Source organism: Mycobacterium sp. NGS16, assembly GCF_059813225.1.
On sequence record NZ_JCALEE010000005.1, the window covers coordinates 89,657 to 116,648 of the forward strand.

Consider the following 26,992-nt stretch of genomic DNA (forward strand, 5'->3'; position numbering starts at 1 on the left):
TTGAGAACGCGGTGTCGGGGCGGTCCGGATGTGACAGGCTGGAGGCGTGTCGGCAACCGACCCGAACACCGCCCAATATCGCGAGGTGGAACGCAAATTCGACGTTGACGCGTCGGCCACCTCGCCGTCCTTCGACGACATCGCCGGGGTCGCCCGAGTTGAGCAGTTGCCGGAGCAGGCGCTTGCGGCCGTGTACTTCGATACACCCGGTCACGACCTGGCGGCCCGACGAGTTACGTTGCGCCGGCGCACCGGCGGTCCCGACCCGGGCTGGCACCTGAAGCTTCCTACCGGGCCGGACACCCGCACCGAGGTGCGCGCACCCCTGGGCCCGGAGATTCCGAACGACCTGCTCGACACGGTGGCAGCGATCGTCAGGGATCAGCCGCTGGCACCCGTGGCACGAATCTGTACCGCCCGCAGCGTGGTGGTGCTGCGCGACGATCGGGGCGAGGTGCTGGCTGAGTTCTGCGACGACCAGGTCACCGCCTCGGCCGAAGGCTCCGAGCACGAGCAAACCGAACAGCACTGGCGGGAATGGGAACTGGAACTGGGCTACGGGGACCTCGAGTTGCTGGACCGGCTGAGCCACCGGCTGCTCGACACCGGCGCCGGGCCGGCCGGCTACGGCTCCAAACTGGCCCGGGTGCTCGGCGCGCCGGCGGTGCCCGCGCACCCGACCGATCGCCTACATCGGGCGCTGGCCGAGCAGATCGAGCAACTGCTGGTCGCCGATCGCGCGATGCGTGCCGACGCCGATGATGCGGTTCATCAGATGCGGGTGACGATCCGACGGATCCGCAGCCTGCTGCACGGCGAGGAGTCGGCGCACGCCCAGCTGCTCGGCGAATTGCGGGAATTGGGTGCGGTGCTGGGTGTCGCCCGCGACGCCGAGGTCCTGGCCCAGCGTTATCAGCAGGCGCTCGACGAGCTGAGGCCAGAACTGGTCCGTGGGCCGGTGGGCGAACGGCTGGTCGACGGTTCGCTGCGCCGCTACCAGACAGGACGACGACGCAGCCTGGCCGCGATGCGCTCCCCGCGGTACTTCCGGCTGCTCGATGGCCTCGACGATCTGGTCAACGCGTCGGCCGCCGAGCGGTACGCCACCGTCGACATCGCCTACCGGCGGCTGCGCAAGGCGGTGAAGGCCGCCAAGACGGCCGCCGACCGCGACGCGGCGCTGCACCGGATCCGCAAGGCCGCCAAGCGGCTGCGGTACGCCGCCGCAGCCGCGAATGAGAAGAAGATCGCCAAGCGGGCGAAGGCGATTCAGAGTCTGCTCGGCGACCACCAGGACAGCGTGGTCAGCCGGGCGCATCTGCTTCAACAGGCGGATGCCGCGCTGGCCGCCGGCCAGGACACCTTCACCTACGGGCTGCTGTATGCCCGGGAGGCCGAGCTGGCTGCGCAGAGCCGGGCGAAGTTGAGGCCTGCACTGCGCAAACTCGACCGGGCGGTTCAGTGAGGCTCGACCCTCATGCCATCGTCGCCACCCCAGCTGCCACCGCCCCAGCCAGCGGGTTGGGGGCGCTGCCCTACCTCGAGGGCACCTATTCCCCCGCGGATGTTCCCGCCAGTGCGTCGAGTACCCGATCGATGAACCGGTCGGCGTTACCACGAAGGCTGTCGTTCGTGTGTTGGGCCGTGTCGACCTCAATCGCAGTTCCCGATGCAAAGCGCACCACCATTGCGCGCCGGTACGTTCGTTCCCCGAAAGCGTCCGCCGAACCATAGGCGTTGATGTCGACCCCGGTGACCTGGCTCAGCGGCCGGATCAGCGCATCCAGATCCTGCTCCTCCGCAGCGTCCGCGATGTAGTCCAGCTGTCCGATCACGTGCCTGTCGATCCACACAAGACGGCACTGCTGATCTGGCAACGTCTCGCGGGCGAAGCCGTCAACCGGCCATCGCCTAACCAGCTCGCCGATCTGCTCAACCACGATCCTGGGCGGCCGCGACCAGTCCGGGAATACGTCCCTGGCGATCTGCCGGAGTTGCTCTTCGTTCGTCATGGACGAAAAAGTTAGCCCGCAATGCTTGCGGCCGCAGAGTGGCCGACGGCAGCGTGTTCACACCGCCTGCCTGCGCTCCCCCGGCGTATTCACCGCGCCGTATCGCACGCATGGCAGCAGCCGCACGCTGCCGTTCGTTCAACCCATCGGGTTGACGCCGGTACCCGACCGCAGCCCCACGCCCGGGGCTGGTGGCCGGACTCCGACGACCCGACCCATGAGGCTATCGACTCGGTGCTCGGTGATTCCGCTGCGTACCGGCACCGCCTCGAAGGGGTAAACGCGCTGGTCAACGTTGCAGGGCGAACGAGTTGGCCTGTAAGCCGGATTCTGTTCCGCACCGCTTACGCGACGCGGCGGCGACCATCCATCTGGGCACACCGTCGCCGGGTACCTCAAGCGGCCTACCCGCAGATTCGGGCGAGCAGCCCTCAAACACCTGCGCGACCGCACCGCAGTGCGGCCTTCTTGGCCTTGCTTCGGGTGGGGTTTACCGAGCCGTACCGGTCACCCGGCACGCTGGTGCGCTCTTACCGCACCGTTTCACCCTTACCACCTGGCGGTGGCGGTCTGTTTTCTGTGGCACTATCCCGCGAGTCACCTCGGATTGCTGTTAGCAATCACCCTGCTCTGTGAAGTCCGGACTTTCCTCGACCCGCTTGCGCGCGCCGCGGCCGCCCGGCCAACTCGTCCGCGCTGATCACCGTACCGCCAAGCGTCGGCGCAGGCCAACCGGCATGATGGCGCCGTGGGCGTAACAACACCGTGGCAAAAGCGGGTGGACGCCGGCGACTGGGATGCCATCGCCGCCGAACTCGACGACTGCGGCGGCGCGCTGCTGCCCCGGCTGCTGACGGTGCCCGAGGCCGCGCGCCTGCGCCGGATCTACGCCGACGATGAGCGCTTCCGCGCCACCGTCGACATGCAGCGCCACCGCTACGGCTCCGGCCAATACCGGTACTTCGCCGCGCCGGCACCAGATCCCGTCGATGCGCTCAAGCGGGCGCTGTATCCGCACCTGCTGCCGATCGCCCGGGACTGGGCGGCCCGGCTGCGACGCGACGCGCCCTGGCCGGACGACTTCGACGAATGGCTGCAGCGCTGCCATGCGGCCGGGCAGACCAAACCCACCGCGCTGATGCTGCATTACGGTCAAGGTGATTGGAATGCCTTGCACCGCGACCTCTACGGTGACTTGGTATTTCCGCTGCAGGTGGTGATCAACCTGTCCGATCCGGCCACCGACTACACCGGCGGTGAGTTCCTATTGGTCGAACAGCGGCCGCGAGCCCAATCCCGCGGCACCGCCACCCAATTGCCGCAGGGGCACGGCTATGTGTTCACCACCCGCGACCGGCCGGTGCGTTCCACCCGGGGCTGGTCGACGGCACCGGTGCGCCATGGCGTCTCGGCCATCCGCTCCGGCGAGCGCTACACCCTCGGGTTGATCTTCCACGACGCCGCGTGAGGCCGCGTTATCCGGTGCGGCGCAGCAGGATCACGTTGTCAGTCAGGGTCGCGGTCTGACCGTCGGGCCCGAGAGCGTCGCGGTCGACCGGCTCCGCCCGCAACCGCTCCCAGCGCGCCTCGTCGAGGTGCAAATCGGACAGCACCTCCTCGACCGTGGCGAACCGATGGTCATGAGCCTGCTCGCCGGCCCATGGCGGCGCGGCGCCGTGGTCGACGATCAGCAGCCGCCCGCCCACCGCGACGGCATCGGCGGCGCGACGCAGCACCGTCTCGCGGTCCAGCCGCACCGGGGAGTGCAGGAACTGTGCCGACACCAGGTCGAACCGACCGTCCGGGAAGCTGGTCGACAGGTCATGACGCTGGAAGCTGATGCGGGACAACACATCCCGTTTCTGCGCAGCGGCCCGGGCCCGGTCCAGGGCGTTGGCGGAGACGTCGACGGCGACCACCTGCCAACCGTCCTCGGCCAGCCAGATGGCATCCGCGCCCTCGCCGCAGCCCAGGTCCAGTGCCCGGCCCGGCGCGAGATCAGCGGCGACCTCGGCGAGCCGGAGGTTGACCTGCCCGCTCCAGACCCGCTCGTCGCCGCCGTAGAACTGTTCCCAGAACTCCCGCGCGTCCTGTACCGACTCAGTCATCGCTCAGCGCTCCGGTGGCCACCCCTGGCAGCGGTAAGCCGTAGTCGTCGGCGGCCAGGCTCTGTACCACCGCCGCTGCCGCCCGCGAACCCGCCGCGATCGCGGCGGCGACCTGCGGCATCTCCCCGGTCAGGTCGCCGGCGGCAAACACCCCGGGAACCGACGTGCGGCACAGCGGGTCCACGCCGACCGGGTCTTCGGCGGCGGGGCCGGGTCCGGTGATGTCCACGCCGAGGCACTCGGCGAGCCGATCACGCTGCCGCATGCCCGTTGCGGCCAGCAGCCCGCGTCGCGCCAGTCGGCTGCCATCGGCGAACACCACCGCCGCCAATTCCCCCTCGGCTGCCTCCAGCGCCGCGATCGGCCGCTCGTCGATCTCGATGCCGGCAGCGGCCAGTCGGGTGCGGCCGGCGTCGTCGAGCTCGACCGAACCGTCGCCGAGCACCACGATGTCGTCGCTCCAGCACCGCAACAACAGCGCCAGGTGCACCGCGCGGTCGCCGCGGGCCAGCACCGCCAGCGGTTGATCGGCCACCTCCCAGCCGTGGCAGAACGGGCAGTGGAATACCGAACGGCCCCACAGCTCATCCACACCGGGTAGCGCCGGCGGCAAGTAGGCCATGCCGGTGGCCAGCAGCAACCGGCGGGCCCGATGGCTGGTGCCGTCGGCCAAGCGCACGACGAAACCCCGTTCCCCGCGCTCGATGCCGGTCGCCTCGCCGGAGCGGACCTGCACACCGTAGGACGCGAGTTCGCCGCGGCCCAGCGCATACAGCTCGGCCGGAGGACGCCCGTCATGGCCCAACAGGCCGCCGATGCCCGTGGCGGCCAAGTTGCTCTGCTCCCCCGCGTCGATCACCAGCGTGGTGCGCCGGGCTCGGCCCAGCACCAGCCCCGCGCTGAGCCCGGCCGCCCCGCCGCCCACGACGATGCAGTCCCAGATTTCATTCATGCATCCGAGCATTCCGGCCGGCCCCAGAAGGTGGCAACCCAATTTGCTAGTTAGGCAAATGGCGCGGGCGTCGGTCGATCGGCGTGCCAGGGCCCCTGCAGGTCGGACGCGAGGCCTTCTTCTGGGCCGTTCGCCATACCGCCGAGCCCGGCTCCTAGCATCGTTTACGGGGTCTGTTTACCTGGAGTAGCCACGCGGTACCGGACGAGCAGCGAGAGATAAGGTCTCCTATGGGCAGGATCTACGACAACGTCGCCGAACTGGTCGGGCACACCCCGCTCGTGCGGCTCAATCGACTGACCGACGGCCTCGACGCCCAGGTCGTGGCCAAGCTGGAGTTCTACAACCCCGCCAGCAGCGTCAAAGACCGGATCGGGGTGGCGATCATCGACGCCGCCGAGCGCTCCGGTGAGCTGCGGCCCGGCGGAACGATCGTCGAAGCCACCAGCGGCAACACCGGCATCGCGCTGGCGATGGTCGGTGCGGCGCGCGGCTACAAGGTGATCCTCACCATGCCGGACACGATGTCCACCGAACGCCGGGTGATGCTTCGCGCCTTCGGCGCCGAAATCGTGTTGACGCCCGGCTCCGAGGGGATGTCCGGCGCGGTGGCCAAGGCCAAGCAGATCATCGCCGAGACCGACAACGCCGTCGCCGCCGATCAGTTCGCCAACCCCGCCAACCCGCAGATCCATGCGACGACGACCGCCGAGGAGATCTGGTCGGACACCGCAGGCGCCGTCGACATCTTCGTCGCCGGCATCGGCACCGGTGGCACGCTGACCGGCGTGGGCCACGCCCTCAAGGCACGCAAGCCCGAGGTCAGCATCGTCGGGGTCGAGCCGAAAGACTCCCCGATCCTCAACGGCGGCGACCCCGGACCCCACAAGCTCCAGGGCCTCGGACCGAATTTCGTGCCTGAGGTGCTCGACCGGGAGGTCTACGACGAGATCATCGATGTCACGTTCGAGGACGCCATCCAGGTCGCCCGCGAGCTCGGCACCGCCGAGGGCATCCTCGGTGGCATCTCTGCGGGCGCAAACGTCTGGGCCGCATTGGAATTGGCCAAACGCCCGGAAAATGCCGGCAAACTCATCGTCGTAGTCATCCCCGACTTCGGCGAACGCTACATCTCGACCCCGCTGTTCGAGCACATCAGGGAATAATCACACACCATGAGCCTGCTATCGGCTGTACGCGAAGACCTGCGCAACGCGCGGGCGCATGACCCGGCGGCACGCGGGGATGTCGAGAATGCCTTGGTCTACTCCGGTCTGCACGCCATCTGGTCACACCGTGTGGCACACCGGCTTTGGCACCGCCCGGCTCTCCGCGGCGCCGCCCGGCTGCTCTCCCAGGTCACCCGCCTGGTCACCGGGATCGAAATCCATCCGGGTGCCACCATCGGCCGGCGGTTCTTCATCGACCACGGGATGGGCGTCGTGATCGGCGAGACCACCGAGATCGGCGACGACGTGATGCTCTATCACGGGGTGACGCTGGGCGGCCGCTCCCTGAACAAAGGCAAGCGCCACCCGACGGTGGGCAACCGGGTGACCATCGGTGCCGGTGCAAAAGTGCTGGGGCCCTTACGTATCGGCGATGACTCCGCGATCGGCGCCAATGCCGTCATCACCCATGACGTGCCGGCGAATTCGATCGCCACCGGCATCCCCGCGGTGGTGCGCGCCCGCACCGAAAACCAGCGCGAGCCGGGCGTCGACCCGACCTCCTACATCGACCCGGCAATGTACATCTGACCTTGCCCGCCCCGCCACCAGGTGGCAAGCTTGCTTGCCATGTCGGCAAACGACGAGGAAAGCAGCGTCGACCTGCGGGTGCGGCGACGGCTGCGTGAGCTGCGCACCCAGCAGGGCCTGACGCTGGAGGACGTGGCCACCCGCGCCCGCATCGACGTCTCCACGCTGAGCCGGCTGGAGTCCGGCAAGCGGCGCCTGGCGTTGGATCATCTGCCCAGGCTGGCCGAGGCCCTCGCGGTCAGCACCGACGAATTGCTGCGTGCCCCCGAACGCCCCGACCCGCGGGTGCGCGGCGCCTCCCAGACCCACCACGGCATCACCTACTGGCCGCTGACCCGGCACGGTCCGGCCGGTGGCCTGCATGCCTTCAAGATCCGGGTCAGCGTGCGGCGCCGCCGCCCCGCGCAGTTACCGGTGCACCAGGGCCACGAGTGGATGTACGTGCTGTCCGGCCGCCTGCGGCTGGTGCTCGGCGACGACGATTTCCTGATCGGGCCGGGCGAGGCGGTCGAATTCTCCACCTGGACCCCGCACTGGTTCGCCGCGGTCGACGGGCCGGCCGAGGCGATCATGATCTTCGGCGCCCACGGCGAACGGGTGCACCTGCACGACTGAGGCGCCCTAGAGGTAGGCGGTCTGGTTCACCAACCGCACCGACGCAGGACCGTCGCCGAAGAACTCGGCGATGCTCAACGACGCCAGATCCAGGTGCAGCCGGTAGAGGATCGCCGGGCCGGCGTCCAGCGCCAGCCGCAGCAGGGTCTTGATCGGCGTCACATGCGAGACCACCAACACGGTGGTGCCGCCGTGCGCGGCGATGATCCGGTCGCGCGCCCGCGTCACCCGCTTTTGCACCGCGTCGAAACTCTCCCCCTCCGGCGGCCGCGTGGAGGTGTCCTTGAGCCAGCGCCGGTGCAGGTCGGGATCGCGGGCGGCCGCCTCGGCGAAGGTCAGGCCCTCCCAGGCCCCGAAGTCGGTTTCGGTCAGGTCCTCATCGACGGTCACGTCCAGGTGCAGCAGCTTCGCCGCCGCGGTGGCCGTGTCATAGCAGCGCTGCAGCGGCGAACTGATCACCGCGGCGATGCCCCCGCGCTCGGCGAGATAGCGCGCCGCCGCGTCGGCCTGTGCCCGGCCGATCTCGGTCAGCGGCGGGTTGCCCCGCCCGGAGTAACGCCGCTGCACCGACAGTTCGGTCTGCCCGTGCCGCAGCAGCAGCAGGCGGGTGGGCGTGCCGGTCGCGCCTGTCCAGCCGGGTGCCGTTGGCGCCGCAGGCTTCTCGGCTTCCTCTCGGTCCACTTCCGCGGGTTCGGCCAGGGCCAGCTCCTGAACGGCCGGTGCGGCCGCCGCATCCATCGCCTGGTTGGCCAGCCGGTCGGCGTACGAGTTCTTCTCCCGCGGAATCCAGCTGTAGCGGACGTGGTCGAATTTCGCGGCCAATTCACGGGCCTGCCGGTGCAGCGGGATCAGGTCCGGGTGCTTGACCTTCCACCGGCCGGCCATCTGTTCGACGACCAGCTTGGAGTCCATGAACACCGCGACCTCGGCGGCGCCCAACCGTGCCGCCTCGGTCAAACCGGCGACCAGGCCACGGTATTCGGCCACGTTGTTGGTGGCCACGCCGATCGACTCCCTGGCTTCGGCCAGCACCTCGGCGCGATCCGCGGACCACACCACCGTTCCGTATCCGGCCGGGCCCGGATTACCGCGCGACCCGCCGTCGGCTTCAACAATGACCTTCATCCGCGCGTACTAACCGAAGTCCTTGACCCGCAACAGGATCGCACCGCACTCCGGACAGCGCAGCACCTCCTCCGGCGGAGCCGCAGAGATCCGCGCCAGCTCGCCGCGGTCGATCTCGATCCGGCAGGCCCCGCACTGCCCGCCCCGCAGCGGTCCGGCGCCGACGCCGCCGGATGCCCGCTGCCGCTCATAGAGTGCCAGCAGCTCGGCGTCGATCGCGGCGGCCAGCTCGTCCCGGCTCGCTGCACGCTGGGCACGGGTGGTCTGGAGCTCGGCCGACGCGGTGTCCAACGTCTGCTGCACCCGGGCCAGGTCGGCGGCGAGTCCGTCGACCGCAGCCGACTCGGCGCTCGCCTGGGCCTGCAGCTGCTCACGCTGTTCGAGCAGCTCCAGCAGCGAGTCCTCCAGGCTGGCCTGCCGCCGCTGCAGCGTCTCCAGCTCGTGCTGCAGGTCGACGACCTGCTTGGCGTTGGTCTGCCCCGAGTCCAGCAGGGCGCGGTCGCGGTCCTCCCGCTGGCGCACCGCGTCGATCTCCGCTTCGAAGCGGGCGGCTTGGCCGTCCAAGTCCTCCAGCGCCAGCTGCAGCGCCGCCAGCCGGTCGGATGCGGCCGTGTGATCGGCCTGGATGCGCTGCAGGTCCTGCTGCTCGGGAAGATGACCGGCCCGATGCGCGATCCGGGCCAGCTCAGCATCCAGCTCCGACAACTCCAGAAGCGAGCGTTGCTGTGCCACTTCAGCTTTCATCGTCGGTCTCCTTCGCACGCGAGGTTCCAGGGGTCGGTGCGCAGCCCGCTGACGCGTACCGGCAGGGCCGCACCGAAGTGCGAACGGAGCACCTCGGCGGCTTGCGCGCACCACGGGTATTCACTGGCCCAGTGCGCCACATCGACCAGCGCCACCGCCGACCGGCGGGAGTGCTCGTCGGCCGGGTGGTGGCGTAGATCGGCGGTGACGTAAGCCTGGGCGCCGGCCGCGGCCGCCGCAGCCAGCAGTGAGTCCCCGGCGCCGCCGCAGACCGCGACCCGCGACACCGGCAGGTCCGGATCCCCGGAGGCGCGCACCCCCCAGGAGGTCGCTGGCAGCCCGGCGGCAACGCGGGCGACGAAGGCGCTCAGCGGCTCCGGCGCCGGCAGGGTGCCGATCCGGCCGATCCCGACTCCGGCGGGCAGCGGCTGCAGGGCGAAGACGTCATACGCGGGCTCCTCATACGGATGTGCCGCCAGCAGCGCCGAGCGGACCTGCGCGCGGGCCCGGGCCGGGGCCACCACCTCGACCCGGTCCTCGGTGACGCGCTCCACCGCGCCCACCCGGCCGATCGTCGGCGCCGCCCCGTCGCCCGGGAGGAACTGCCCGGTGCCCGTCACGCTCCAGCTGCACTGTGCGTAGTCGCCGATATGACCGGCGCCGGCCGCGAACACCGCGGCCCGCACCGCCTCGGCATGCTCGACGGGGGTGTAGATCACCCACTTGTCGGTGTCGGGATTTCGCGCGGCCGGGTCCAGCACGGCGTCCACGGTCAGCCCAAGCGCGTCCGCCAGCGCATCCGACACCCCCGGGGCGGCCGCGTCGGCATTGGTATGGGCGGTGAACAGGGCACGTCCGGAACGGATCAGCCGGTGTATCAGGGAACCCTTGGGCGTGCTCGCCGCCACCGTGTCCACCCCCCGCAGCAGCAGCGGGTGATGGGCCAACAGCAGGCCGTTCTCGGGGACCTCGTCGACCACCGCCGCCGTCGCGTCGACGGCGACCGTCACCGAACTCACCACGTCGTCGGGGTCGCCGCACACCAGGCCGACTGAATCCCAGGAGTGGGCCAGTTCCGGCGGGTAGGCGGCATCCAGCACGTCGATGACATCAGCCAGCCGCGCGGTCACACTCCAAGACAGTAGTGCGCCACCCGGCGGGCCCGCCGCGCACGTCGGGGACAATGGGCCCCGTGACGCGCACGACCACTGCCACCGCCGAACTGGTGATCTTCGACCTGGACGGCACCTTGACCGACTCCGCGGCCGGGATCGTCGCCAGCTTCCGCCACGCGCTGGATCACATCGGCGCGCCGGTGCCCGACGGTGATCTGGCCCAGCGGCTCGTCGGCCCGCCGATGCACCACACACTGGCCGCCATGAGCCTCGGCGAGCAGACCGAAGCGGCGATCGCCGCCTACCGGGCCGACTACACCAGCCGCGGCTGGTTGATGAACACCGTGTTCGACGGCGTCGCCGCGCTGCTGGCCGACCTGCGGGCCGCCGGGGTCCGGTTGGCGGTGGCCACCTCCAAAGTCGAGTCGACCGCGCGCAAGATCCTGGCCCACTTCGGGCTTGACGGGTTTTTCGAGGTCGTCGCCGGCGCCAGCGCCGACGGCGCCCGGGCGGCCAAGTCCGAGGTGCTGGCCCACGCGCTGCACCAACTGGGCCCGCTGCCCGACCGGGTGGTGATGGTGGGCGACCGGCGTCACGACGTGGACGGCGCGGCGGCCCACGGTATTGACACCGTGCTGGTCGGCTGGGGCTACGGCCAGTCCGATTACGACGACACCGAGACCGGCCCGTTCTCCCGCGTTCAGACCGTCGCCGAGCTGCGGGAGGTGCTCGGTGTCTGAACCGGCGCTGCATGTCACGTTCGTCTGCACCGGCAACATCTGCCGCTCCCCGATGGCCGAGAAGATGTTCGCCCACCAGCTCGCCCAGCGCGGTCTGAGTGAGCTGGTGCGGGTGACCAGCGCCGGCACCGCGGACTGGCATGTCGGCAAGGGCGCCGACGAGCGCACCAACCGGGTGCTGCGCGACAACGGCTATCCGGTGGACCACCGCGCCGCCCAGGTCGGCGCCGACCACATGGCGGCCGATCTGGTGGTGGCGCTGGGGCGCAACCACGTCGGGCTGCTCCAGGGGCTGGGCATTCCGGCCGAGCGGATCCGGATGCTGCGGTCCTTCGATCCGCGCTCCGGGGCGGCGGTCCCCGACGTCGACGACCCGTATTACGGCGGTCACGACGACTTCCTGCAGGCGTTCACGGTGATCGCGGCCGCGCTGCCCGGCCTGCACGACTGGGTCGACGCACAACTGGCGTCCGGCGAGGGCGGCTGATGCGGCGCCTGGCCTTCCTCCTTCGCCCGAGCTGGCTGGCCCTGGCGTTGGTGGTGGTGGCCTTCGCCTATCTCTGCTTCACCGTGCTGGCGCCGTGGCAACTGGGCAAGAACACCGCCACCTCGCGCGCCAACAGCCAACTCGAGCGCGCGCTGACCGCGGAACCGGTGCCGCTGACAACGTTGCTGCCACACCAGGATTCGTCGGCACCCGATGCGCAGTGGCGGCCGGTCACCGCCACCGGGCGCTACCTCCCCGAGGCACAGGTGCTGGTGCGGTTACGGCTGGTCGACGGGGTACCGGCCGTCGAGGTGCTGACGCCGTTCGCGGTCCGGGGCGGGCCGACCGTACTGGTCAACCGCGGCTATGTGCGCACCGACGACGGCGGCACCCGGATGCCGCAGATTCCGCCGCCGCCGGACACCCAAGTCACGATCACGGGGCGGCTGCGGGATTCGCAGGCGCCGGCCAAGAATCCGTTCAGCGAGAACGGATTCCGCCAGGTGTACTCGATCAATACCGAGCAAATTGCGGCATTCACCAAGGTTCCGCTGACCGGCTCCTACCTGCAGCTGGTCGAGGACCAGCCGGGTGGGCTGGGGCTGATCGCGCTCCCGCGCCGCGATGCCGGGCCGTTCTTGTCCTACGGGATTCAGTGGATCGCGTTCGGGATCCTGGCCCCGATCGGCCTGGGCTATTTCGCCTACGCCGAGGTGCGCGCCCGCCGGTCGGAGCGAGCCGACACCGGGTCCGATGCCGGTGCCGCCGCGGCCGACGAGCCCGCCCCGCCGATGACCGTCGAGCAGAAGCTGGCTGACCGGTACGGGCGCCGCCGCTGAGCCACTCGCTGTCAGAACCGCCCGAGTGCGGCGTATTCGTCCCGGTATTCGGGCATACTCGCACCCATGGAGCAGCCCCGATGAGACGGGCCACCAGAGTCGTCGACCTGCTGAATCCCGCGGCGATGCTGATGCCGGCCGCCAACGTGATCATGCAGCTCTCGCTGCCCGGCGTCGGCTACGGCGTGCAGGAGAGCCGGGTGGACAGCGGCAATGTCTACAAGCATCCGTTCAAGCGGGCCCGCACCACCGGCACCTACCTGGCGGTGGCGACCATCGGCACCGACCACGACCGGGAGGTCTACCGCGCTGCGGTGGACACCGCGCACCGGCAGGTGCGGTCCACGGCCGAAAGCCCGGTGCGCTACAACGCGTTAGACCCCGCGCTGCAGCTGTGGGTGGCGGCCTGCCTGTACCGCTACTTCGTCGACCAGCACGAGTTCCTGCACGGCCCGCTCGACGACGCCGCCGCCGATGCGGTCTACGCCGACGCCAAGAAGCTGGGCACCACCTTGCAGGTCCGCGATGAGATGTGGCCGAAGGACCGCGCGGCGTTCGACGAGTATTGGAAACGCTCGCTCGACGCGCTGCGCATCGATCCCCCGGTGCGTGAGCATCTGCACGGGGTGGCGTCGATGGTGTTCCTGCCTTGGCCACTGCGGCTGGCCGGCCCGCTCAACTTGTTCGCGACGACGGGGTTCTTGCCGCCGGAGTTTCGCCAGCTGATGCAGCTGGACTGGTCGGCGTCGCAGCAACGCCGGTTCGAATGGCTGCTGTCCGCGCTACGAGTGGCCGACCGGCTGATCCCCCACCAGGCATGGATATTGGGGTACCGGGCGTACCTGTGGGACATGCGTTTTCGGGCCCGCAACGGTATGCGCGTCGTCTGACCCGCCGGCACCATGCCATCCTGGGGAGATGGTGAACATCGCGGGTGTGGGGATCTGGAGTGCGCCGCTGCGTTACGGCGATCAGGGCGAGGCCGCCGACGCGGCCGCCGAACTGGAGGAGTTGGGATTCGGAGCGCTGTGGATTCCCGACGTCGGCGGTCCGGTGTTCGACGCGGTGCGCAATCTGCTGTCGGCCACCCGGCGAGCGGTCATCGCCACCGGCATCCTGAACCTGTGGATGCACAGCCCGGCCGAGGTGGCGGCATCGTATGCAGCGCTGACCGCGGCCCACGGGGATCGATTCCTGCTCGGCATCGGTGTCAGCCACGCCCCGCTGGTAGACGCCGGCGATCCCGGGCGGTACCGGCGGCCGCTTCGCGCCATGAGCGAGTTTCTCGACGGGCTTGACACCGCCGACATCCCCGTCCCGGCCGAGTCCCGGGTACTGGCGGCGCTGGGCCCGAAAATGCTGCAGCTGGCCGCCTCCCGCAGCCGCGGCGCCCACCCCTACCTGACCACCCCCGAGCACACCCAGTATGCGCGCGAACAGCTCGGTGCGGGCCCGTTGCTGCTGCCCGAGCAGACCGCGATCTTGTGCTCCAGCCGCGACGAAGCCCGCGCGATCGGCACCAAATGGCTGGGCAGCTACCTCGCGCTGCCCAACTACGCCAACAACCTGCTGCGGTCAGGTTTCTCCGAGGACGACATCGCGCAAGTCAGCGACCGGCTGTTCGACGCGATCATCGCCTGGGGGACCCCGGAGGCCGTGCTCAGCCGGGTCGCCGAGCACCAGGCCGCCGGCGCCGACCACGTCTGCGTGCAGCTGTTGGATGCCGACCCGCGCGGGTTCCCGCGGGAGCAGTGGCGGCAGCTGGCGGCGGCGCTGGGCTGATCTCAGCCGACGGAACGTGCTGAGCCGGACCAGAATTGGGCGCGCACCGCCTTCTTGTCCGGCTTACCCAGCGCGGTCACCGGCAGCGATTCAGTGACGATGACCTGCTTGGGTGATTGCACCGACCCCTTGCGCTCTTTGACCGCGGACTGGATCTCGGCAGTCATCGCGGCGATGGCGGCGGCATCGCTGTCGACACCGGGACGCAGCACCACCACTGCGGTCACCGCCTCGCCCCACTTCTCGTCGGGAGTGCCGATCACGCACACCTGGGCCACCGACGGATGCTCGGCGATGACATCTTCGACCTCGCGGGGGAACACGTTGAAGCCGCCGGTGACGATCATGTCCTTGGTGCGGTCGACGATGTAGTAGAACCCGTCTTCGTCCTCGCGGGCCAGGTCGCCGGTGTGCATCCAGCCGCCGGAGAACGTCTCGGCGGTGGCCTCCGGAAGGTTCCAGTAGCCGCCCGACAGCAGCGGACCGGACACGCAGATCTCCCCGACCTCACCCTGAGCCACCGGGTTGCCGTCGTCACCGAGCAGCGCCACCCGGGCGAACAGCGTCGGGCGGCCGCAGGAGGTGAGTCGCTTCTGGTCGTGGTCGCCCTTGGCCAGGTAGGTGATCACCATCGGCGCCTCGGACTGACCGTAGTACTGGGCGAAGATCGGGCCGAAGCGGTCGATGGCCTCCTGGAGCCGGACCGGGTTCATCGCCGAGGCGCCGTAGTACACCGTCTCCAGCGACGACAGGTCGCGGGTGTGCGAATCGGGGTGATCCAGCAGCGCGTAGATCATCGACGGCACCAGCATGGTGGCGGTGATCTTCTGTTCCTCGATCACCCGCAGCACCTCGGCGGGATCGAACTTGGTCAGCACCACCAGCTGCCCGCCCTTGACGATCGTCGGCACGAAAAACGCTGCGCCGGCATGTGACAGCGGGGTGCACATCAAAAACTTCGGGCGCTCGGGCCATTCCCACTCGGCGAGCTGAATCGTCGTCATCGCGGTGATGGATGCGACGGTGCCGATCACGCCCTTGGGTTTTCCGGTGGTGCCGCCGGTGTAGGTGAGGCCGCCGATGTGGTCTGCGGCCAGGTCCGCGGGCACCAGCGGTTGCGGCTCGTACTTGGCGGCTTCGGCCGCCAGGTCGACGGCCTTGCCCTCGAGCTCCGGCGGCACCGGCCCGATGGTCAGCACCTGCCGCAACGTCGGCACCTTCTCCAGCAGGCCCACCGCGCGCTCCACGAAGGCCGGGGTGGGGTCGATGATCAGCGAGCTGACCTCGGCGTCGGCCAGCACGTAGGCGTGGTCGTCGAGTGACCCCAGCGGGTGAAGTGCGGTGCGCCGATGTCCGCGGATCTGCCCCGCGCCGATGATCATCAACACCTCGGGACGGTTCAGCGACAGCAGGCCGAACGTGGCGGCACCGAGCCCCTCGAACGCCTGGATGTACTGGCTGATGCGCTCGGCGAGCTGGCCACCGGTCAGCGTGGTGTCCCCCAGCGCCAGGACCGGGTTGTCCCGGTGGCGCTTGAGGGCGCCCACGGTGAGATGCCCGGAGTGGACTGGGTGGCGCAAGGACGGCGTCGACATGGAGTTCCCTCGGCTAGGTGCGCTAACGGTTTGTCGCTGGGGAGATTAACTCCCCGCCGGCCGGGCGGCGGGGTTGACATACCACCGCGCCCAAGAACTACTATTTGCGTATGCATGCAGATACGGGTGCAACGGACCGGCTGCCGGACGATCAGGTCGGCCTGATTGTCGAAGTGTTCCGAATGTTGGCTGACGCCACGCGAGTTCAGGTGCTGTGGGCGCTGACCAGCCGGGAGATGTCGGTCAATGAACTCGCCGAACACGTCGGCAAACCGGCTCCATCGGTCTCACAGCACCTGGCGAAGCTCCGGATGGCTCGGCTGGTGCGCACCCGCCGGGAAGGCACCACGATCTTCTACAGCATGGAGAACGAGCACGTCTGCCAGCTGGTCACCGACGCCGTTTTCAACGCTGAGCACGCGGGTCCCGGGGTACCGCCGCATCACCGTGCCGCCACCAACCTGCCGGCCGGCGCCGGCCAGGCGTTGCCCGCGCTGGGGCAACGAATCATCGAACAAGGGAGATGAGCAGTCATGTCGCACCACAACCACGACCACGACGCGCCGCATGCGCACGAGCACGCCCACGGCGAGGACACACACGTCCACTTGCACGACACGCATGAGCACGACCACGTCGTTCACGACCACGAGCACACCCACGAGGACGGCACCGTGCACAGCCATCCGCATGTGCACCAGGCCGGACTGGAGGATGCGGGCCACGCGCATTCGCACTAAGGCGGTGGGCGCTTAGGCCGATACGACGATCAACACGAGGATGATCGCGACGAGCACGGCCAGTCCCGCCCAGAGCACCAGGCCTGGGGAGACCCGGGACCGCCCCGATGGCGTCATCTGCGGGCTGGTGGTCGGCGGGACACCCCACTTTCCCGTCGGTGCTGCACCAGGGGTTTCGGGGGCCGGCGGTGGCGTGGGATCCTCGCCTGGTGTCGGGTTGGTGGTCATGAGTGGCTGCATTGACCGTCCACCGCGGCGTCAAACACTGGTGGGCGCGGACGGTATCGAACCGCCGACCGCTGGTGTGTAAAACCAGAGCTCTACCACTGAGCTACGCGCCCTTGCCTCGGGCAGGTTACCCGGCGTGATGCCGGGCGCCCAAAACCGCGGAACTACCCTTTCAGCGCGGCCAGGGCGTCGACCCACAGCTGCTGGTCGCGCGCCTCGCCGGGCTGCTTCATCTCGGCGAACCGGATGATCCCGGACTTGTCCACCACGAAGGTGCCGCGGTTGGAGAAGCCGGTGTCGTCGTTGAACACCCCGAACGCCTGGCTGACCGCCCCGTGCGGCCAGAAGTCGGAGAGCACCGGGAATAGGAACCCGCTCTCGGTGGCCCAGATCTTGTGGGTGGGCGGCGGGCCCACCGAAATGGCCAGCGCCACGCTGTCGTCGCCTGTGTAGGTGGGCAGGTGATCGCGCAACTGGTCGAGCTCGCCCTGGCAGATTCCGGTGAACGCCAGCGGAAAGAACACCAGCAGGACGTTCTTGTCACCGCGGAAGCTGCTCAGCGTGACCGGCTGCTGATCCTGGTCTTTGAGGGTGAAATCGGGAGCTTCGGTACCGACTTCCAACATCAGCGCTTTCCCGTCCGTGATTTGGGTTGAACCAATCGACTGGCGCTCCAGTCCCCGAGATTGACCGACGAGGTCGGCATCAGGCCGGCGGTCGGGGCCGCCTCGGCGATCTCGGCGGGTTGCACGTGCCCGGACCGGCCGGTCTTGGGCGTGAGCACCCAGATCACGCCGTCGTCGGCCAGCGCGGTGATCGCGTCCATCAGGGTGTCCACCAGGTCCCCGTCGCCGTCGCGCCACCACAGCAGCACCACGTCGACCACCTCGTCGGTGTCTTCGTCGAGCAGTTCGCTGCCGCAGGCCTCTTCGACGTCGGCACGGATGTCGTCGTCGGCGTCGTCGTCCCAGCCGAACTCCTGGACCAACTGCTTGCTCTGGATGCCCAGTTTGCGGGCGAAGTTCGGGGCGTTATCCGCCGCGACCACCGTGTGACCTCCTTCGATCATCAGCGCGCCGTGTATTGGGCATCATCGTTGCACAGCACCGGGCACTTAGAAGGCTCGGCACAGCTGCATTCCCTTCTCCCTCGCCCGGTTCAATTCGTCTTTGCGGGAGTTGTACACCGAGACCGGCGCCTTGGTCGAAATCGCGTTCGCCACGCCCCGGGCGGCTTCGGCATACGTGGTGAACGCGTCCTTGAGCTCTGCGGACAGCTTTTCGTTGATGGCGCCGGCCACCTCGTCGGCGCTGTGGTTGAGCGCCTCGACGGCCGGCCCGGCGGTTCCGGGGATGTCGCCGCCGTTGTTGAACGCCTCCACGTACTTGTTCACGGTGTCCACGGCGTCGCTGCTGCTCGAGGCGAATCTGCCGCATGCCCCGCGCACGGCCTGGGTGGTCATCGACTGCTGGCGCTGGGTCTCGCGAATACTCGAGGTCGCCTCCGAGGCCGACACCGACGCCGAGACCGAGGAGCGGTAGGCCGGCGCGGCCGACGTGTCCGCCTGAGGGTTCCCACCGATGATGCTGGTACAGCCGACGACGCCCATCGCGACCGCCGCGGTTCCACCAGCAACCAGCGCACCCAGCCGGGCGTGTCGCCGCGCCCGCCCACGCGGGACGGTCCGCCATCCGGTCAGCACAACCTCAGACGTTACCGCGTAGCGGCGCGCGGGCCGAGATCAACCCACCCCCCACCTGTCACTCACCCACCGCCGGTCCCGGGCCAGGTGGGGCAGGATAGAAAAGACGGGGCCGACGAAGCGATCGGTCCGGTGTCGTTCTGGCCACAAGCCGGGAGACACGTCTTCACCTCCAAACCAAGGAGTAATGCGTTGACCACTGAGGCCGTGCGCCAGGATCTGGGTAAAAAACCAAGCGGCACAAGCGAATCCGATCGTGTCCGGGTGATCCGCGAGGGGGTGGCGTCTTACCTCCCCGACATCGACTCCGAAGAGACCGCCGAATGGCTGGAGTCCTTCGACGAACTGCTGGCCCGGTCGGGCCCAGCCCGCGCCCGCTACCTGATGCTGCGGCTACTGGAACGCGCCGGAGAGCAGCGGGTCGCGATTCCGGCGCTCACCTCCACCGACTACGTCAACACCATTCCGACCGAACTGGAGCCCTGGTTCCCCGGCGACGAGGACACCGAGCGCCGTTACCGTCGGTGGATCCGCTGGAACGCCGCGGTGATGGTGCACCGTGCACAGCGCCCCGGGGTCAGCGTCGGCGGGCACATCTCGACCTACGCGTCGTCGTCGACGCTGTATGAAGTCGGGTTCAACCACTTCTTCCGCGGCAAGAACCACCCCGGCGGCGGAGACCAGGTGTTCATCCAGGGCCACGCCTCCCCCGGCATCTACGCGCGGGCATTCCTGGAGGGCCGGCTGAGCACCCACCAGCTCGACGGCTTCCGCCAGGAGCACAGCCACCCCGGCGGCGGCCTGCCGTCCTACCCGCACCCGCGGCTGATGCCCGACTTCTGGGAGTTCCCCACGGTGTCAATGGGGCTGGGTCCGATGAACGCCATCTACCAGGCCCGGTTCAACCACTATCTGCATGACCGCGGCATCAAGGACACCTCCGACCAACACGTGTGGTGCTTTTTGGGCGACGGCGAGATGGATGAGCCGGAGAGCCGCGGGCTGCTGCATGTCGGCGCACTGGAGGGCCTGGACAACCTGACGTTTGTGATCAACTGCAACCTGCAGCGCCTGGACGGCCCGGTGCGCGGCAACGGCAAGATCATCCAGGAGCTCGAATCGTTCTTCCGCGGGGCGGGCTGGAACGTGATCAAGGTGGTCTGGGGCCGCGAGTGGGACGCTCTGCTGCACGCCGACCGAGACGGCGCCCTGGTCAACCTGATGAACGTCACCCCCGACGGCGACTACCAGACCTACAAAGCCAACGACGGCGGTTACGTGCGGGAGCACTTCTTCGGCCGCGACCCGCGCACCAAGGCGCTGGTCCAGGATCTGTCCGATCAGGACATCTGGCACCTCAAGCGCGGCGGGCATGACTACCGCAAGGTCCATGCGGCCTACCGGGCGGCCGTCGAGCACAAGGGCCAGCCGACCGTCATCCTGGCCAAGACCATCAAGGGCTACAGCCTGGGCAGCTACTTTGCCGGTCGCAACGCCACCCACCAGATGAAGAAGTTCCGGCTGCAAGACCTCAAGGACTTCCGCGACGAGATGCGGATTCCCATCTCGGACGCCGAACTCGAGGACAACCCGTATCTGCCGCCGTACTACCACCCCGGCGAGGACGCCCCGGAGATCCGCTATCTGCTGGACCGCCGGCGCAGCCTCGGTGGGTTCGTACCGCAGCGCCGCACCCAGGCCCGCCCGTTGCAGTTGCCCGGGTCCGAGGCCTACGCGGCGGTCAAGAAGGGATCGGGCACCCAGGAAGTGGCCACCACCATGGCCACCGTGCGGGTGTTCAAAGAGTTGTTGCGGGACAAGCAGATCGGCCCGCGCCTGGTGCCGATCATCCCCGACGAGGCGCGCACGTTCGGGATGGACTCGTGGTTCCCGTCGTTGAAGATCTACAACCGCAACGGGCAGCTCTACACCTCCGTCGACGCCGATCTGATGCTGGCCTACAAGGAAAGCGAAGCCGGCCAGATCCTGCACGAGGGAATCAATGAGGCGGGCTCGACGGCCTCCTTCACCGCGGTCGGGACGTCGTATGCCACCCACGACGAGCCGATGGTCCCGATCTACATCTTCTACTCGATGTTCGGTTTCCAGCGCACCGGCGACGGCCTGTGGGCGGCCGCCGACCAGATGGCGCGCGGTTTCGTCCTGGGCGCCACCGCGGGCCGCACCACGCTGACCGGCGAAGGCCTGCAGCACGCCGACGGGCACTCACTGCTGCTGGCCAGCACCAACCCGGCGGTGGTCTCCTACGATCCCGCGTTCGCCTTCGAGATCGCCCACATCATCGAGAGCGGCTTGGCGCGCATGTACGGCCCCGACCCGGAGAACGTGTACTTCTACGTCACTCTCTACAACGAGCCCTACGTGCAGCCGCCCGAACCGGACGGCTTCGACCCTGACGGACTGCTGCGCGGCATCTACCGCTATCAGCAGGCCACCGGGTCCGGGTCCCATACCGCGCAGATCCTGGCCTCGGGCGTGGCGATGCCCGAGGCGCTGCGCGCCGCCGAGCTGCTGGCCGCCGACTGGGATGTGGCCGCCGACGTGTGGTCGGTGACCAGCTGGGGTGAGCTCAACCGCGACGGCGTGGCGGTCGAACGCGAGCGGCTGCGCCACCCGGACCGGGAGCCCGGGGTGCCATATGTGACCCAGGCACTGGCGGATGCGACCGGGCCGATCATCGCGGTCTCGGACTGGATGCGCGCGGTGCCCGAGCAGATCCGGCCCTGGGTGCCCGGCAACTACGTCACCCTGGGCACCGACGGGTTCGGCTTCTCCGACACCCGCCCGGCCGCGCGGCGCTACTTCAACACCGACGCGGAGTCGGTGGTGGTCGCGGTGCTGGCCGCCCTGGCCCGCGACGGGGCCATCGAGGCATCGGTCCCGGCCACGGCCGCGACCCGCTACGAGATCGACGACGTGCTGGCCGCCCCGGAGCAGACGTCCGATTCGGGTGTCGCCTGACCGACGCTGCTCCTTGTTGGGAATCGCCAGAAATCAGGCGTAGCTTTTAGGCATGGCTGACAACAGCACGGGTGGTCCGGTCCTGCCGCGGTCCACGCTGGATCTGCTGAGCACGGTCCCGGACACCCTGCTGCGCAGGCTCAAGCAGTATTCGGGCCGGCTGGCCACCGAGGCGGTGTCGGCGATGGGCGAACGGCTGCCGTTCTTCGCCGACCTGGAGGCCTCCCAACGCGCCAGCGTCGCGCTGGTGGTGCAGACCGCCGTGGTCAACTTCGCCGAATGGATGCATGATCCGCACGGCAACGTCAGCCACACCGCGCAGGCCTTCGAGCTGGTGCCCCAGGAGCTGACCCGGCACATCGCCCTGCGCCACACCGTGGACATGGTGCGGGTCACCATGGAGTTCTTCGAGGAGGTCGTGCCGATGCTGGCCCGCTCCGAGGAGCAGGTGACCGCGCTGACGGTGGGCATCCTCAAGTACAGCCGCGACCTGGCCTTCACCGCCGCCTCGGCCTACGCCGACGCCGCCGAGGCGCGGGGCACCTGGGACTCCCGGATGGAGGCCAGCGTGGTGGACGCCGTGGTGCGAGGTGACACCGGTCCGGAGCTGCTGAGCCGGGCGGCGGCCCTGAACTGGGACACCACCGCACCGGCCACCGTCGTGGTGGGCACCGCGCCGCCCGGCCCGGATGCCTTCTCCGGCCAAAAGGCCAGTCAGGACGTCCGCGACGTCGCCGAACGCCACGGCCGCGCCGCGCTGACCGACGTACACGGCACCTGGCTGGTGGCGATCGTGTCCGGCCCGCTGTCACCGACGCAGAAGTTCCTCGCTGACCTGCTGGGCGCGTTCTCCGACGGGCCGGTGGTGATCGGCCCGACCGCACCGACACTGACCGCGGCCTACCACAGCGCCAGCGAGGCGATCTCCGGGATGAACGCCGTGGTCGGCTGGACCGGAGCCCCGCGGCCGGTGCTGGCCCGCGAGCTGCTGCCCGAGCGGGCCCTGATCGGGGACCCCGCGGCGATTGCGGCCCTGCACACCGACGTGATGCGGCCCCTGGCCGAGGCCGGGCCGTCCCTGACCGAAACGCTGGACGCCTACCTGGACTGTGGCGGCGCGATCGAAGCCTGCTCCCGAAAGTTGTTCGTTCATCCAAACACTGTCCGCTACCGACTCAAGCGGATCGCGGACTTCACCGGTCGCGACCCCACCCAACCGCGCGACGCCTACGTGCTGCGGGTGGCCGCCACCGTCGGCCGGCTGGCCAACCAGGCCCAGCAAGCCAGCTTCAGCAGCGCATCGGTGACATACGTCACCCAACCGGCGGCCGCGGCCGTACCCGACGAGCATCAGGTCGGCTGAGGCGGGCATGGCGGCGTGCCCGGGGAGGCTTCCGGCCAGCTGACGCCGGCCGGCGGTTGTCGCAGGACGGTATCGAAGATGTCGCATAAGAGGACAGTTTTGTAGGACCTCCACAAAAACATAAGACAATGTTCATAATCTAGGACATCCTGCAAAACGCGCTTCACAATGTTCTCTTAAAGACGTGATTGCGTTGCTCGCTCCCGGACAGGGATCGCAGACCCCCGGCATGTTGTCGCCGTGGCTCGAGACGCCGGATGCCGGTGAGGCTCGAGCCCAGCTGGCCGCATGGTCGACCATCAGCGGCCTGGATCTCGTCGCGCTGGGGACCACCGCAACCGCCGAGGAGATCACCGACACGGCGGTCACCCAGCCGCTGGTGGTGGCGGCAACGCTGCTCGCCTACGCCGAGCTGGCCAAGCGCAGGAACAACGCGGACCTGGGCGATGTCATCGTGGCCGGCCACTCCGTCGGCGAGATCGCCGCCTACGCCATTGCCGGCGTGCTCTCCCCCGACGACGCCATCATGCTGGCCGCCATCCGCGGCCGGGAGATGGCCAAGGCCTGCGCACTCGAGCCGACCGGCATGGCGGCCGTGCTGGGCGGCGACGAAGCCGAGGTGCTGGCCCGCCTCGAGCAGCTCGACCTGACCCCGGCCAACCGCAACGCTGCCGGCCAGATCGTCGCCGCCGGCCCCGTGCCCGCCTTGGACAAACTCGCCGAGGACCCACCCGCCAAGGCGCGGGTGCGTAAGCTGGCGACCGCGGGGGCGTTCCACACGCAGTACATGGCTCCCGCGTTGGAGGCCTACTCCGCCGCGGCGGCCCAGGTCACCACCGCAGAACCCACCGCCACGCTGTTGTCCAACCGCGACGGGCAGCCGGTGGCCTCGGCGGCTGAGGCGATGGATCACCTGGTCGCGCAGCTGACCCGGCCGGTGCGCTGGGACCTGTGCACCGAGACGCTCCGTTCTCGCGGAGTGACGGCGATCGTGGAATTCCCGCCCGCGGGAACCCTGGCCGGCATCGCCAAACGCGAACTTCGGGGGACACCGACGCACGCCGTCAAGTCCCCCGCGGATCTGGACGGGCTCCCCGAGTTCTAGGCCCGCTTCCAAAGCTGCACAACCAGATACGCAGTTATCAACCCGCACACCCCGTGCGGAACCAACCGAAGGGAACACACTGTGCCTGCCAGTCAGGAAGAAATCATCGCCGGTCTCGCCGAGATCATCGAAGAGGTGACCGGTATCGAGCCGTCTGAGGTCACCGTCGAGAAGTCCTTCGTCGACGACCTGGACATCGACTCGCTGTCCATGGTGGAGATCGCCGTGCAGACCGAGGACAAGTACGGCGTCAAGATCCCCGACGAAGACCTCGCCGGTCTGCGCACCGTCGGCGACGTGGTCGCCTACATCCAGAAGCTCGAGGCCGAGAACCCCGAAGCTGCCGCCGCGCTGCGCGAGAAGTTCTCGTCGGAAAGCAACTGACCGTGTCCACGAAGCCTTCGACGGCCAACGGCGGTTACCCCAGTGTGGTGGTAACCGCCGTTGAGGCCACCACTTCAATCGCGGCGGACGTCGAGAGCACGTGGAAGGGCCTGCTGGCCGGAGAGAGTGGGATCCACGTCCTCGAGGACGAGTTCGTCACCAAATGGGATCTGCCGGTCAAGATCGGCGGCCACCTGAAGGACCCGGTCGACGACCACATGGGCCGGCTGGACATGCGCCGCATGTCCTACGTCCAGCGGATGGCCAAGCTGCTCAGCACCCGCCTATGGGAGAACGCCGGCTCGCCGGAGGTGGACCCGGACCGGTTCGCCGTGGTGATCGGCACCGGCCTGGGCGGCGGCGAGAAGATCGTCGAGACCTACGACCTGATGAACGAGGGCGGCCCCCGTAAGGTGTCGCCGCTAGCCGTTCAGATGATCATGCCCAACGGCGCCGCTGCGGTGGTCGGCCTGCAACTGGGCGCCCGCGCCGGGGTCATCACTCCGGTATCGGCCTGCTCGTCGGGTTCGGAGGCGATCGCCCACGCCTGGCGGCAGATCGTCATGGGTGACGCGGACTTCGCGGTCTGCGGCGGTGTCGAGGGCGGCATCGAGGCGCTGCCGATCGCGGCGTTCTCGATGATGCGCGCGATGTCGACCCGCAACGACGACCCCGAGGGCGCCTCGCGGCCGTTCGACAAGAACCGGGACGGGTTCGTGTTCGGCGAGGCCGGCGCGATGATGATCATCGAGACCGAGGAGCACGCCAAGGCTCGCGGCGCCAAGCCGCTGGCGCGGCTGATGGGTGCCGGGATCACCTCCGACGCCTTCCACATGGTGGCGCCGGGGCCTGACGGCAAGCGGGCCGGCCGGGCGATGACGCGGTCGCTGGAGCTGGCGGGTCTGTCCGCCAAGGACGTCGACCACATCAATGCGCACGGGACGGCGACTCCGATCGGCGACACCGCCGAGGCCAACGCGATTCGGGAAGCCGGTTGCGAGCACGCCGCGGTGTACGCGCCCAAGTCGGCGCTCGGCCACTCCATTGGTGCGGTCGGTGCGCTGGAGTCGGTGCTCACGGTGCTCACGCTGCGTGACGGGGTCATCCCGCCGACGCTGAACTACGAGACGCCGGACCCCGAGATCGACCTCGACATCGTCGCGGGCGAACCCCGTTACGGCGACTACAAGTACGCCATCAACAACTCATTCGGATTCGGTGGGCACAACGTCGCGCTCGCCTTCGGGCGGTACTGATACACCGGTACCAAGAGAGGGAAGTTCGCTACAGCCATGTCAACGCTGGCCACAGGAAACGGTTTACCCAACGTCGTCGTTACCGGTTTTGCATTGACGTCGCCGTTGGCCGCGGATGCGGAAGAGACCTGGAAGCGGCTACTGGACGGCCAGAGCGGCATCCGCAAGCTCACCGATTCGTTCGTCGACGAGTATGACCTGCCGGTCCGCATCGGCGGGCATCTCGTCGAGACGCCCGAGTCCTTCGACGAAGGGCTCAGCCGGACCGAGCTGCGCCGGTTGTCCTACCTGCAGAAGGTGGCGCTGGTGATGGGCCGGCGGGCCTGGGAGCACGCCGGCTCACCCGAGGTCGACACCACGCGCCTGATGGTGTCGGTCGGCACCGGGCTCGGCTCCACCGAGGAGCTGGTCTTCGCCTATGACGGCATGCGGGAACGCGGGCTCAAAGCGGTCTCGCCGCTGGTCGTGCAGAAGTACATGCCCAACGCCGCGGCGGCCACCATCGGCCTGGACCGCCAGGCCAAGGCCGGGGTGCTGACGTCGATCTCGGCCTGTGCGTCCGGGTCCGAAGCCATCGCCCGGGCCTGGCAGCAGATCGTGCTCGGCGAAGCCGACATCGCGATCTGCGGTGGCGTGGAGCAGCGCATCGAGGCGGTGCCGATCGCCGGCTTCGCGCAGATGCGCATCGTGATGTCGACGAACAACGATGACCCGGCTGGGGCGTGCCGCCCGTTCGACCGTGACCGCGACGGGTTCGTGTTCGGTGAAGCCGGTGCCCTGATGGTGATCGAGACCGAAGAGCACGCGAAGGCGCGCGGCGCCAACATCATCGCGCGGCTCATGGGTGGCGCGATCACCTCCGACGGCTACCACATCGTGGCACCCGACCCGAATGGCGAGCAGGCCGCTCACGCGATGAAGCGGGCGATCGAGTTGGCCGGACTGACCCCGGGCGACATCGACCACATCAACGCCCACGCCACCGCGACGACGGTCGGTGACGTCGCCGAGTCCCACGCCATCGATAACGCCCTGGGCAAGGGCGGCGGGAACGCGGCGGTCTATGCGCCCAAGTCGGCGCTGGGCCACTCGGTGGGGGCGGCCGGTGCGGCGGAATCCATCCTGACCGTGCTGACGTTGCGCGACCAGGTCATCCCGCCCACGCTCAACCTGGCGAATCTCGACCCCGAAATCGATCTGGACGTGGTGGCCGGCGAACCCCGGCCGGGCAACTACCAGTACGCGATCAACAACTCGTTCGGATTCGGCGGGCACAACGTCGCGCTCGTCTTCGGCCGGTACTGACGGCCATTAACCGGCCCCGCAGCGGCATAAGCATCAAACGACAAGGAGAGGCG

29 protein-coding genes, 1 tRNA gene and 1 other RNA gene are annotated in these 26,992 nt (G+C 69.0%); 18 read left to right on the top strand and 13 right to left on the bottom strand.

The annotated features are described in order from the left end of the window. The first annotated feature begins 46 nt into the window (after window positions 1-46). Window positions 47-1,465 carry a CYTH and CHAD domain-containing protein gene (locus tag AC5Y4Q_RS13985; protein WP_064920756.1) on the top strand — a complete coding sequence of 473 codons (1,419 nt, stop codon included), beginning with the start codon at window positions 47-49 and terminating at the stop codon, window positions 1,463-1,465. An 85-nt stretch (window positions 1,466-1,550) separates the two neighbouring features. Here AC5Y4Q_RS13985 and AC5Y4Q_RS13990 read toward each other — a convergent pair whose 3' ends face one another. Together AC5Y4Q_RS13990 and rnpB are read right to left on the bottom strand one after the other, a co-directional pair. Beyond that, entirely contained in the window at window positions 1,551-2,012 is a 462-nt protein-coding gene (locus tag AC5Y4Q_RS13990) for a hypothetical protein (RefSeq protein WP_064920757.1), read from the bottom strand. Window positions 2,013-2,315: 303 nt separating this feature from the next. Then, window positions 2,316-2,702, bottom strand: an RNA gene (gene rnpB, locus AC5Y4Q_RS13995) — RNase P RNA component class A. Window positions 2,703-2,760: 58 nt separating this feature from the next. Here rnpB and AC5Y4Q_RS14000 point away from each other — a divergent pair. Further along, on the top strand, window positions 2,761-3,480 hold the full coding sequence (locus AC5Y4Q_RS14000) for a 2OG-Fe(II) oxygenase (RefSeq protein ID WP_064920758.1): 720 nt from the start codon (window positions 2,761-2,763) through the stop codon (window positions 3,478-3,480). A gap of 7 nt (window positions 3,481-3,487) precedes the next feature. Here AC5Y4Q_RS14000 and AC5Y4Q_RS14005 read toward each other — a convergent pair whose 3' ends face one another. Both AC5Y4Q_RS14005 and AC5Y4Q_RS14010 read right to left on the bottom strand, forming a co-directional pair. Next, a complete protein-coding gene (locus AC5Y4Q_RS14005; RefSeq protein WP_064920759.1) occupies window positions 3,488-4,120 on the bottom strand; it encodes a class I SAM-dependent methyltransferase in 633 nt (210 codons plus the stop codon). Next, on the bottom strand, window positions 4,113-5,072 hold the full coding sequence (locus tag AC5Y4Q_RS14010; protein ID WP_064920760.1) for an NAD(P)/FAD-dependent oxidoreductase: 960 nt from the start codon (window positions 5,070-5,072) through the stop codon (window positions 4,113-4,115). The genes AC5Y4Q_RS14005 and AC5Y4Q_RS14010 overlap by 8 nt, the downstream gene beginning before the upstream one ends. Before the next feature lie 230 nt (window positions 5,073-5,302). On the opposite strand from AC5Y4Q_RS14010, the gene cysK reads away from it, so the two are divergent. The 3 genes from cysK to AC5Y4Q_RS14025 are packed head-to-tail and all read left to right on the top strand — an operon-like array spanning window position 5,303 to window position 7,447. After that, complete coding sequence (gene cysK, locus AC5Y4Q_RS14015) at window positions 5,303-6,238, top strand: cysteine synthase A (protein WP_064920761.1); 936 nt, start codon at window positions 5,303-5,305, stop codon at window positions 6,236-6,238. A gap of 9 nt (window positions 6,239-6,247) precedes the next feature. Further along, complete coding sequence (epsC, locus tag AC5Y4Q_RS14020; RefSeq protein ID WP_064920762.1) at window positions 6,248-6,832, top strand: serine O-acetyltransferase EpsC; 585 nt, start codon at window positions 6,248-6,250, stop codon at window positions 6,830-6,832. 39 nt (window positions 6,833-6,871) lie between these two features. Continuing rightward, a complete protein-coding gene (locus AC5Y4Q_RS14025) occupies window positions 6,872-7,447 on the top strand; it encodes a helix-turn-helix domain-containing protein (protein ID WP_064920763.1) in 576 nt (191 codons plus the stop codon). Window positions 7,448-7,453: 6 nt separating this feature from the next. Here the strand turns inward: AC5Y4Q_RS14025 and AC5Y4Q_RS14030 are convergent, their stop codons facing one another. Genes AC5Y4Q_RS14030 through AC5Y4Q_RS14040 form a run of 3 tightly spaced genes read right to left on the bottom strand, consistent with a single transcriptional unit; the run spans window position 7,454 to window position 10,446 of the window. Next, the gene (locus AC5Y4Q_RS14030) at window positions 7,454-8,572 is read right to left on the bottom strand and encodes a bifunctional RNase H/acid phosphatase (RefSeq protein ID WP_064920764.1); all 1,119 of its coding nucleotides are present in this window, start codon (window positions 8,570-8,572) and stop codon (window positions 7,454-7,456) included. Between the two features lie 9 nt (window positions 8,573-8,581). Further along, window positions 8,582-9,316, bottom strand: coding sequence for a zinc ribbon domain-containing protein (locus AC5Y4Q_RS14035; RefSeq protein ID WP_064920765.1), 735 nt, complete (start codon window positions 9,314-9,316; stop codon window positions 8,582-8,584). Further along, window positions 9,313-10,446 carry a Nif3-like dinuclear metal center hexameric protein gene (locus AC5Y4Q_RS14040; protein WP_064920766.1) on the bottom strand — a complete coding sequence of 378 codons (1,134 nt, stop codon included), beginning with the start codon at window positions 10,444-10,446 and terminating at the stop codon, window positions 9,313-9,315. The genes AC5Y4Q_RS14035 and AC5Y4Q_RS14040 overlap by 4 nt, the downstream gene beginning before the upstream one ends. A gap of 53 nt (window positions 10,447-10,499) precedes the next feature. Here AC5Y4Q_RS14040 and AC5Y4Q_RS14045 point away from each other — a divergent pair, with 53 nt between their 5' ends. From AC5Y4Q_RS14045 to AC5Y4Q_RS14065, 5 genes are all read left to right on the top strand, one after another. Next, window positions 10,500-11,171 (top strand): HAD-IA family hydrolase, encoded by a 672-nt coding sequence (locus tag AC5Y4Q_RS14045; protein ID WP_064920767.1) that lies wholly within the window; start codon window positions 10,500-10,502, stop codon window positions 11,169-11,171. Beyond that, window positions 11,164-11,658 (top strand): low molecular weight protein-tyrosine-phosphatase, encoded by a 495-nt coding sequence (locus AC5Y4Q_RS14050; protein WP_064920768.1) that lies wholly within the window; start codon window positions 11,164-11,166, stop codon window positions 11,656-11,658. Before AC5Y4Q_RS14045 ends, AC5Y4Q_RS14050 begins: the two co-directional genes overlap by 8 nt. Further along, window positions 11,658-12,497 (top strand): SURF1 family cytochrome oxidase biogenesis protein, encoded by an 840-nt coding sequence (locus AC5Y4Q_RS14055; RefSeq protein ID WP_064920769.1) that lies wholly within the window; start codon window positions 11,658-11,660, stop codon window positions 12,495-12,497. Before AC5Y4Q_RS14050 ends, AC5Y4Q_RS14055 begins: the two co-directional genes overlap by 1 nt. A gap of 80 nt (window positions 12,498-12,577) precedes the next feature. Further along, entirely contained in the window at window positions 12,578-13,387 is an 810-nt protein-coding gene (locus AC5Y4Q_RS14060) for an oxygenase MpaB family protein (RefSeq protein WP_064920770.1), read from the top strand. Window positions 13,388-13,418: 31 nt separating this feature from the next. Further along, complete coding sequence (locus tag AC5Y4Q_RS14065) at window positions 13,419-14,279, top strand: LLM class F420-dependent oxidoreductase (RefSeq protein WP_064920799.1); 861 nt, start codon at window positions 13,419-13,421, stop codon at window positions 14,277-14,279. A 2-nt stretch (window positions 14,280-14,281) separates the two neighbouring features. Here the strand turns inward: AC5Y4Q_RS14065 and fadD8 are convergent, their stop codons facing one another. Beyond that, window positions 14,282-15,874, bottom strand: coding sequence for a fatty-acid--CoA ligase FadD8 (gene fadD8, locus AC5Y4Q_RS14070; protein ID WP_064920771.1), 1,593 nt, complete (start codon window positions 15,872-15,874; stop codon window positions 14,282-14,284). Between the two features lie 110 nt (window positions 15,875-15,984). Between fadD8 and AC5Y4Q_RS14075 the strand changes: the two genes are divergently transcribed. Both AC5Y4Q_RS14075 and AC5Y4Q_RS14080 read left to right on the top strand, forming a co-directional pair. Then, on the top strand, window positions 15,985-16,401 hold the full coding sequence (locus tag AC5Y4Q_RS14075; RefSeq protein ID WP_064920772.1) for an ArsR/SmtB family transcription factor: 417 nt from the start codon (window positions 15,985-15,987) through the stop codon (window positions 16,399-16,401). A gap of 6 nt (window positions 16,402-16,407) precedes the next feature. Continuing rightward, window positions 16,408-16,614, top strand: coding sequence for a hypothetical protein (locus AC5Y4Q_RS14080; RefSeq protein ID WP_064920773.1), 207 nt, complete (start codon window positions 16,408-16,410; stop codon window positions 16,612-16,614). 12 nt (window positions 16,615-16,626) lie between these two features. Here the strand turns inward: AC5Y4Q_RS14080 and AC5Y4Q_RS14085 are convergent, their stop codons facing one another. The 5 genes from AC5Y4Q_RS14085 to AC5Y4Q_RS14105 all read right to left on the bottom strand — a co-directional run bounded on the left by AC5Y4Q_RS14085 (window position 16,627) and on the right by AC5Y4Q_RS14105 (window position 18,544). After that, the gene (locus AC5Y4Q_RS14085) at window positions 16,627-16,842 is read right to left on the bottom strand and encodes a hypothetical protein (RefSeq protein WP_499959369.1); all 216 of its coding nucleotides are present in this window, start codon (window positions 16,840-16,842) and stop codon (window positions 16,627-16,629) included. A 38-nt stretch (window positions 16,843-16,880) separates the two neighbouring features. After that, window positions 16,881-16,955 (bottom strand) — tRNA-Val (locus AC5Y4Q_RS14090). Between the two features lie 51 nt (window positions 16,956-17,006). Next, a complete protein-coding gene (locus AC5Y4Q_RS14095; protein WP_064920774.1) occupies window positions 17,007-17,468 on the bottom strand; it encodes a peroxiredoxin in 462 nt (153 codons plus the stop codon). Next, window positions 17,468-17,890 (bottom strand): DUF3052 domain-containing protein, encoded by a 423-nt coding sequence (locus AC5Y4Q_RS14100; RefSeq protein ID WP_064920800.1) that lies wholly within the window; start codon window positions 17,888-17,890, stop codon window positions 17,468-17,470. The genes AC5Y4Q_RS14095 and AC5Y4Q_RS14100 overlap by 1 nt, the downstream gene beginning before the upstream one ends. 66 nt (window positions 17,891-17,956) lie before the next feature. Continuing rightward, window positions 17,957-18,544: an Rv2240c family protein gene (locus AC5Y4Q_RS14105; protein ID WP_428844257.1), complete on the bottom strand. Its 588-nt coding sequence runs from the start codon at window positions 18,542-18,544 to the stop codon at window positions 17,957-17,959. Window positions 18,545-18,736: 192 nt separating this feature from the next. On the opposite strand from AC5Y4Q_RS14105, the gene aceE reads away from it, so the two are divergent. The 6 genes from aceE to kasB all read left to right on the top strand — a co-directional run bounded on the left by aceE (window position 18,737) and on the right by kasB (window position 26,939). Next, complete coding sequence (aceE, locus tag AC5Y4Q_RS14110) at window positions 18,737-21,526, top strand: pyruvate dehydrogenase (acetyl-transferring), homodimeric type (protein ID WP_064920776.1); 2,790 nt, start codon at window positions 18,737-18,739, stop codon at window positions 21,524-21,526. A 52-nt stretch (window positions 21,527-21,578) separates the two neighbouring features. After that, a complete protein-coding gene (locus AC5Y4Q_RS14115) occupies window positions 21,579-22,889 on the top strand; it encodes a PucR family transcriptional regulator (protein WP_064920777.1) in 1,311 nt (436 codons plus the stop codon). A 184-nt stretch (window positions 22,890-23,073) separates the two neighbouring features. Then, window positions 23,074-23,994, top strand: a complete 921-nt coding sequence (locus AC5Y4Q_RS14120; protein ID WP_082952512.1) for an ACP S-malonyltransferase — start codon at window positions 23,074-23,076, stop codon at window positions 23,992-23,994. Window positions 23,995-24,075: 81 nt separating this feature from the next. Continuing rightward, window positions 24,076-24,378 carry a meromycolate extension acyl carrier protein AcpM gene (gene acpM, locus AC5Y4Q_RS14125; protein ID WP_064920779.1) on the top strand — a complete coding sequence of 101 codons (303 nt, stop codon included), beginning with the start codon at window positions 24,076-24,078 and terminating at the stop codon, window positions 24,376-24,378. A gap of 2 nt (window positions 24,379-24,380) precedes the next feature. Then, window positions 24,381-25,634, top strand: a complete 1,254-nt coding sequence (gene kasA / locus AC5Y4Q_RS14130; protein ID WP_064920780.1) for a 3-oxoacyl-ACP synthase KasA — start codon at window positions 24,381-24,383, stop codon at window positions 25,632-25,634. Window positions 25,635-25,670: 36 nt separating this feature from the next. Then, window positions 25,671-26,939 carry a 3-oxoacyl-ACP synthase KasB gene (kasB, locus tag AC5Y4Q_RS14135; RefSeq protein ID WP_064920781.1) on the top strand — a complete coding sequence of 423 codons (1,269 nt, stop codon included), beginning with the start codon at window positions 25,671-25,673 and terminating at the stop codon, window positions 26,937-26,939. Window positions 26,940-26,992: the final 53 nt, after the last annotated feature.